This window comes from Actinomadura fibrosa (assembly GCF_900659615.1).
Classification (GTDB): domain Bacteria; phylum Actinomycetota; class Actinomycetes; order Streptosporangiales; family Streptosporangiaceae; genus Spirillospora; species Spirillospora fibrosa.
In genome coordinates this window covers 40,552-46,782 of the sequence record NZ_CAACUY010000057.1, presented here as the reverse complement: position 1 = coordinate 46,782, position 6,231 = coordinate 40,552, and the positions used below count along the sequence as shown (strand labels likewise).

Genomic DNA, 6,231 nt, shown 5'->3' with positions numbered 1-6,231 from the left:
CGCCTGCTCGCTCGCGCTGCCGGGGGACGGTCCGTCCCGGTCGTCGGTGCGGGCGGAGGTCGGCGCGGGCGGGCACCTCGACGTCGCCCCGGAGCCGGTGGTCGCGGCGGGCGGCTGCGACCACCGCTCGGCCGCGTCCGTCGCGCTGGCCGCCGGGGCGACGCTGCGGTGGCGGGACGAGCTGGTCCTCGGCCGACACGGGGAGCAGCCCGGCCGCCATTCCGGCAGGCTCGACGTGACGGTCGGCGGTGCGCCGCTCCTGCGCCACGAGCTGCGCCTGGACGATCCCGACGTCCACCTGAGCAGCGCCGTCCTGGACGGTGCGGGCGCCGTCGGCTCCGTCCTCCTGGTCGGTGAGGACCTGACGGCGGAACCGCACACCGGGGACGGGCTCTCCGTCCTCCCCTTGGCGGTGCCTCAGGCCCACCATGTGCGCGCGGTGCTCATCACGGCGACGGCGGAGCATTCGGCGGAACTGAGGCGGCGTCTCGTCCAGGGAGAGCGCATGGCGCAAAGTGCTCTCGCCGGGACGGACCGTCCGGCACCCGAGCCCACGGCCGTGCCAGGGACCGCCTACCGAACCTGAGGTACCGCTGGCCGCACCCGGCCTCATTAACGACCGGTAACCCCAGGTGGACTATGGACAAACGCTCCGTCGCGCGATGAGATGGCGGACCCGAGAATTCGCCCATCCCCAGGCGGCCCCGATGACGGAAGTTGTGCTAGACGGCGTCGACAAGGTGTATCCGAACGGGCAGATCGCCGTCCGGAACGTGCGGCTGCGCATCGGTGACGGCGAGCTGTTCGTCCTGCTGGGTCCGTCCGGCTGCGGGAAGTCGACGATCCTCCGGATGATCGCCGGGCTGGAGGAGATCACCTCGGGCGACCTGTGGCTGAACGGGACCGTCGCCAACGAGCTGCCGCCGCGCGACCGGAACGTGGCGATGGTGTTCCAGGAGGGCGCGCTCTACCCGCACCGCACCGTCAAGGGGAACATGATGTTCCCGCTGGAGGTGTCGGGCGACGACCGCGCCGAGGCCACCGCGAAGGTCGTCGAGCTGGCGCGCGCGCTGGGCCTCAACACGATGATCGACCGGCTGCCGCGCACGCTGTCCGGCGGGCAGCGGCAGCGGGCCGCGATCGGCCGGGCGCTGATCCGCGAGCCGTCGCTGTTCCTCATGGACGAGCCGCTGTCCAGCCTCGACGCGGGCCTGCGGGCGGAGCTGCGCGTCGAGATCGCCGCGCTCGTGCGCTCCACCGGCACCACGACCGTCTACGTCACGCACGACCAGGTCGAGGCGATGACGATGGCCGACCGCATGGCGGTGCTGCGCGACGGCGTCCTGGAGGACGTCGGCACCCCCGAGCAGCTCTACGGCGACCCGGGGACGGTCTTCGTGGCCGCGTTCCTCAGCAGCCCGCCGATCAACCTGTTCCAGGCGACGCTGTGGGGCGTGGAGGGCGAGGGGCTGCTGCTCGACCTCGGGCCGCAGCGGCTGACGCTGCCGTGGGACGACCCGCGCGCGTCCGCGCTGATCAGCCACCACGGCCGGCCCGTGATCGTCGGCATCCGGCCGGACACGCTCGTCCCCATCGCCGCGGGCTCCCCCGCACGGCCGGGAACGGTCCTTTCCGGGCAGGTGCGCGCGCTGGAGTTCCACGGGCACGAGTGGCTCGCGTACGCCGAGGCGGGCATCCCGACCGTGGACGGCAACGAGGTCGGCCGGCCGAGGCGGCCCGACTCCGCGGGGCCGGGGCGCTCCGGAGTGCGCGAGCGGCTGCGCGGGCTGCTCGGCCGCCCCGCCGCCGACGAGCCGGTGCCGGAGGAGCACGCGGGCCACCACCGCCGCTCCGACCTGGTGTTCCGCGCCGCGCCCGGCGAGCGGCCGAACCGCGGCGACCACGTCGCCCTCACCGTGCACCTGGACCGGATCCTGCTGTTCGGCGCCGACGGCCGCCGCGTCACGCCGGTCGCGCGATGACGTCCCGGAGCCTGCGGAGCCCCGCCTCGATCTCCGGCGGCGCCACGGCCCCGTAGCCGAGGACCAGCCCGCGGACGGGCGGGCCGGTGACGGCGAACTCCGACAGCGCGTACAGCCCGACGCCCGCGTCCAGGGCCCGCCGGGCGAGCTCCGCGTCGTCCGCGCCGTCGGTGAGGCGGGCGCTCAGGTGCAGGCCCGCCGCGGACGGGACGAGCGCGAGCCGGTCCCCGAACCACTCCCCGACCAGCTCGGCGACGCGCCGGTGCCGCGCCTCGTACTCGCGCCGCGACCGGCGGATGTGCCGCGCGAGCAGCCCCTCGTCGATGAACCGGGCGAGGGCCGCCTGCGCGGGCACCTCCGCGTGCCAGGACGAGACGTAGCGCGCCATGCGGAACGCGTGGTGCAGCGAGGGCGGCGCGACCAGGAACCCGAGCCGCAGCACCGGCCGCATGATCTTCGAGAACGTCCCGGTGTAGAGGACGCGCCCGTCCGCGTCGAGGCTCTGCAGCGGCTCGATCGGGCGGCCGCCGTAGCGGTACTCGGTGTCGTAGTCGTCCTCGACGATCACCACCTCGCGGCGCCGCGCCCAGTCCAGCAGCGCCCGCCGCCGCGGCAGCGACATCGGCATGCCCAGCGGGAACTGGTGCGACGGCGTGACGTAGACGGCCCGCGCGGCGTCCGGCAGCGCGTCGACCCGCAGCCCCTCCGCGTCGACCGGGACGCCGCGCACCCGCATCCCCGCCGCCTCGAACAGCATCCGGGCGGGCGGGTAGCCGGGGTCCTCGACGGCGACGGTGTCGCCGGGTTCGAGGAGCACGCGGACGATCAGGTCCAGCGCCTGCTGGACGCCGGCCGTCACCACCACGTCCCGGGCTCCCGCCCGCACCGACCTGGTCACCCCGGCGTGGCGCGCGATCGCCGCCCGCAGCTCCGGCAGCCCCGCCGGGTCGCCCGCGGACCCGGCGCCCGCCAGCGCCGACGGCCGCAGCAGACCGGCCATGATCCGCCGCCACGCCTCGTAGGGGAACAGCCGCACGTCCGGCAGGCCCGCCCGGAAGTCCCACGTCACCCCCGGCATGGGGGCGGGCCACAGGTCCAGGCCGTCCCAGCCCCTCCTCGGCCGCAGCGGCGACGCCGCCGGAGCGCCCCGCGCCGCGGATCCCGTCTCCCGGACGAACGTCCCGGCCCCCACGCGGCTCTCCAGGAACCCTTCCGCGGCGAGCCGGTCGTAGGCGACCGCGACCGTGTTGCGGGAGATCTCCAGCCGCGCCGCCAGCTCCCGCGTCGGCGGCAGCGCCTCCCCGGCCCGCAGCCGCCCGTCCAGGATCGCCGCGCGGAGCTGCCGGTAGATCTGCCCCGCGAGATCGCGGCGCCCGACCAGGCTGACATGCACGTCCACGGCGCCGATCCTAGATCGGCTCAGTCATTTCGCCCGTTTTTGGCCCTGTACCTGGGCCTCTCGCCGTCCCTAGCGTGGACGCATGGACGCGCTGACCGAACTGCTGACCACCGACTTCCGCCCGCTCGACCGGAAGGCGTTCGACCTGTACCTCGCCGCCGTCGCGCAGGTGAAGCCCGACGCGCTGGCCCTCCCGACCCCGTGCCCCGACTGGACGGTGCACGGCCTCCTCCGCCACCAGGTCAGCCAGGACGAGGGGTTCGCCGCGGCCGCGCGCGGCGACGGCGCCCGCCTCGCGAACTGGCGGAACGGCGACCTCGGCGACGATCCCGCCGCAGCGGCGCGGACGTCGGCCGGCCTCGTCACGGCGGCCTTCGCCGAGGTGTCCCTCGACCAGGAGATGGTGCTCCCCGAGGTGCGCGAGGGCGGCGGCTTCCCCGCCTCCCTCGCGATCAGCTTCCACTTCGTCGACCTCGTCGTGCACGCCTGGGACCTCGCGACCGCCATCGGCGTGCCCTGGGAGCCGTCGGAGGAGCTGGTCGCCGCGTCCCTGAAGGTCGCGGCGATCGTCCCCACCGGCCCGGACGACCGCGGGCCGGGCCAGGCGTTCGACCGGCTCGTCCCGGCACCGGACGGCGCCTCGCCCGCCGACCGCCTGCTGGCCCTCCTCGGCCGGCGCCCGCGCTGACCGCCGCCGGACGCCGCCGGCGGGCGGGCCTCCCGCGCCCACCGGAGGGTCAGGCCGGTGCGCTCTCGCAGACCGCGTCCCGGTAGAAGCCGATCTTGAACTGGATGTGCTGCTGCTGGTCGCGCAGCCGGGCGATCTGCTCCTCCACCCGGCGGTCGTGCTCCTGGAGGATCTCCAGCCGCTCCTGGACGGTCTCGCCGCCGCCGCGAGCCAGTTCGGAGTACCGGAGCATCTCCGCGATCGGCATTCCGGTCTCGCGCAGGCAGCGCAGCATCCCGAGCCACTGGAGGTCGTCGTCGCTGAACACGCGCCGTCCGGACGCGTTGCGCGCGATGCCCGACAGCAGGCCGATCTTCTCGTAGTAGCGGAGGGTGTCGATGCTGAAGCCGCTCTTCTCAGCGGTCTCTGCTGGAGAGTAGGAGCTCACGCCCCAAGCATTTCACCTGGAGCGCACTCCAGGTCAATCCGCCGTAGGAGCCAGGCACCAGTACGGGCCCCGGCGGACGGGCCCTCAGGATGGCCCCGGCGGACCTGTCGGCCGGAGGCGGCACCCGCGACGATACGTGGCGGCCCGCCGAACCGGGCGGGCCGTGGCGCGCTCCGCGGAGCGCGCCGCCGTCGCTCGTCCGGGAAGGACCCACCATGATCCGTAGGACCCTCGCCACCGCGCTCCTGACCGGAGTCGCGCTCACCGGGCTCGCCCAGGCCGCCGGCGCCGCCCCGACCCACGCCGCGGCCGTCAAGTCCAAGCCCTTCGAGGCCTGCGGCAAGGGAGAGACGGCCAAGACCGGCAAGTGCGTCAAGAACGCCAAGCAGAAGGTGTCCGGGACGGTGCGGTTCGCCAGCTCGACGCAGGTGACGGGGAAGGCCGTCAACAAGACCCGCGGCGTGATCAACGTCGTGGTCGGGTTCTCCTGGAAGGCAGGGGCCAGAACCACAGCACGACCCGCACCCTGCCGGTCAAGGCCGGCGCGTCACCCAGGATCGGTGTGGCCGTCCCCGTCAACGCGGCGATGGTGCAGAAGGTGACCGTGCAGATCTGCAAGGGCCCGAAGACCGCGCGCGTGTGCGGCACCAAGAAGACCGTCCGCCCGTAGCCGGAGCACCGGTCTCCCACCGGGATTAGGAGCCGGCGATCTGGGGAGCTTGACCTGGAGCGCACTCCAGCTAGCAGAGTGGACCGGAACAGTCACCGCGAGGGACACGAAGGATTCGCCATGCGCATCGGACTCCAGGTTCCCAGCTTCACCTTCCCGGGAGGGCCGGAACAGATCGGCCCGGCCTTCGGCCGCATCGCCCGCGAGGCGGACCAGGCCGGGCTCCACTCGCTGTGGGTGATGGACCACTTCTTCCAGATCACCATGGTCGGCCCGCCCGAGGACCCGATGCTGGAGGCCTACTCGACGCTCGCGTACGCGGCGGCGCTGACGGAGCGGATCACGCTCGGCACGATGGTCACCGGCGTCACGTACCGGCACCCCGGCATCCTCGTCAAGACCGTGACCACGCTGGACGTGCTGTCCGGCGGGCGGGCCTGGCTGGGCATCGGCGCGGCGTGGAACGAGGAGGAGTCCAAGGGGCTCGGCGTGGCGTTCCCGCCGACCGCCGAGCGGTTCGAGCGGCTGGAGGAGACGCTCCGGATCGCGCACCAGATGTGGAAGGGCGACGAGTCGCCCTTCCAGGGCGAGTACTACCAGCTCGAACGCCCGCTGAACTCGCCGCAGTCGGTGCGGAGGCCGCATCCGCCGATCCTGATCGGCGGGGGCGGCGAGAAGAAGACGCTGCGGTTCGTCGCCAAGTACGCCGACGCCTGCAACCTCTTCGACGGCGACGAGCTGCCCCGCAAGGTGGACGTCCTGCGCGAGCACTGCGAGCGCGAGGGCCGCGACTACACCGAGATCGAGAAGACCGCGCTGACGTTCACGCAGGAGCCGTCGGTGGACGCCGCCGTGGACACCGTCGGGCGGCTCGCGGAACGCGGCATCGACCAGGTGATCTTCTCGCAGGGGGCCGGGCAGGACCTCGCGGGCATCCTGGGCGAGGCCCTCGCGCAGACCGAGAAGATCGTCCCGGCGGGCCGCTGACCCGGACCGGCCGGACGCCCGGCCCGGCGTCCGGCCGGGCGGGCCGTCCCGGCACGTCCCAGGCGTGCCGGGACGGCC

7 protein-coding genes are annotated in these 6,231 nt (G+C 74.0%); 5 read left to right on the top strand and 2 right to left on the bottom strand.

Features of this window, described 5'->3' with window-relative positions; translation table 11 throughout:
• Together E1300_RS20890 and E1300_RS20885 are read left to right on the top strand one after the other, a co-directional pair.
• A partial coding sequence (locus E1300_RS20890; protein WP_131758712.1) for an urease accessory protein UreD occupies positions 1-586 on the top strand: 586 nt, incomplete at its 5' end.
• Positions 587-707: 121 nt separating this feature from the next.
• Entirely contained in the window at positions 708-1,982 is a 1,275-nt protein-coding gene (locus E1300_RS20885; RefSeq protein ID WP_131758711.1) for an ABC transporter ATP-binding protein, read from the top strand.
• Here E1300_RS20885 and pdxR read toward each other — a convergent pair.
• Positions 1,963-3,381 carry a MocR-like pyridoxine biosynthesis transcription factor PdxR gene (pdxR, locus tag E1300_RS20880; RefSeq protein WP_131758710.1) on the bottom strand — a complete coding sequence of 473 codons (1,419 nt, stop codon included), beginning with the start codon at positions 3,379-3,381 and terminating at the stop codon, positions 1,963-1,965. The genes E1300_RS20885 and pdxR overlap by 20 nt on opposite strands.
• A gap of 82 nt (positions 3,382-3,463) precedes the next feature.
• Between pdxR and E1300_RS20875 the strand changes: the two genes are divergently transcribed.
• Entirely contained in the window at positions 3,464-4,069 is a 606-nt protein-coding gene (locus E1300_RS20875) for a TIGR03086 family metal-binding protein (protein ID WP_131758709.1), read from the top strand.
• A gap of 49 nt (positions 4,070-4,118) precedes the next feature.
• Here E1300_RS20875 and E1300_RS20870 read toward each other — a convergent pair whose 3' ends face one another.
• Positions 4,119-4,496 (bottom strand): MerR family transcriptional regulator, encoded by a 378-nt coding sequence (locus E1300_RS20870; protein ID WP_131758708.1) that lies wholly within the window; start codon positions 4,494-4,496, stop codon positions 4,119-4,121.
• Positions 4,497-4,711: 215 nt separating this feature from the next.
• On the opposite strand from E1300_RS20870, the gene E1300_RS20865 reads away from it, so the two are divergent.
• Together E1300_RS20865 and E1300_RS20860 are read left to right on the top strand one after the other, a co-directional pair.
• Positions 4,712-5,098 carry a hypothetical protein gene (locus E1300_RS20865; RefSeq protein WP_131758707.1) on the top strand — a complete coding sequence of 129 codons (387 nt, stop codon included), beginning with the start codon at positions 4,712-4,714 and terminating at the stop codon, positions 5,096-5,098.
• 188 nt (positions 5,099-5,286) lie between these two features.
• Positions 5,287-6,153 carry an LLM class F420-dependent oxidoreductase gene (locus tag E1300_RS20860; RefSeq protein ID WP_131758706.1) on the top strand — a complete coding sequence of 289 codons (867 nt, stop codon included), beginning with the start codon at positions 5,287-5,289 and terminating at the stop codon, positions 6,151-6,153.
• Positions 6,154-6,231: the final 78 nt, after the last annotated feature.